At 66.9% G+C, this 785-nt stretch carries 1 protein-coding gene; it reads right to left on the bottom strand.

The features are described 5' to 3' along the window. Positions 1 to 474 precede the first annotated feature (474 nt). Positions 475 to 785: transposase (locus tag ACSVDD_RS29710; protein ID WP_448193008.1), on the bottom strand; the 311-nt coding region annotated here is incomplete at its 5' end.

The following is a 785-nucleotide window of genomic DNA, read 5'->3' as shown; positions in this document are numbered from 1 at the left end:
AGAGTCTTCTCTGATTGGGGTTACGGGGTCAAGGCCGGATAGCGTGCCTGCTCTTCGATAATGTCGGCTGGTATCGCGTGTGCCCTTATCCCTTTGTTCGACCGGTTCAGACCATCCCTTCGCCCCGACCTGAGATCAGCGGAGCGTCGCGCGCAGGGGCGGTCAAGGATGGCCGCAGGCCACCGCGAAGCGGCGCGGGCACCGCGTCCTTGACGGCCCCGAGCACGGTGCTGAACTGGTGTGCGGTCGGGCTGGACGGAGGACCGTTCCCCTGGGTCACGCGCTTCTCTTCGCGGTCGGCGCCATGGCCGCCGCATCATGGGGTCAGGAGAGCGAGGTGTCTCAAGCTGTTTCGCGACCTGCCGGGCTGGTTTCCGGCGGTTCCGGACTCTCAACGAGATCGCCTCGCCCATCGTCCCCACGGGAACGATCCGGTTCGTCGCGGCCGACGAAGACGGTTGGGTGTCTACATCCTCATGCGGCGACGGCCTCCTTGCCCCAGCGGAAGTCGCTGCCATCCTGCCACATGCGATGCAGGATGACCGCGAGTTTGCGGGCAACGGCAACGCGCGCCCGGGCCATGCCGCGGGTCTTGGCGACTTTCATGCCCCAGGCCCGCAGGCTCGACCATTTCCGGGAGCGGACGAGCAGCGTGTGGGCCGCCTCATACAGGGCGGTTCGGGCCAGTTCGTCGCCGCACCGGCTGATCTTTCCCTGGACGTCGGTTTCACCTGATTGATAGCGCCGCGGCGTCAGGCCGAGATGCGCGCCGACGTCGCGTGAGC

The organism is Azospirillum terrae, from assembly GCF_053470425.1.
This window is presented reverse-complemented; position numbering and strand designations above follow the sequence as displayed.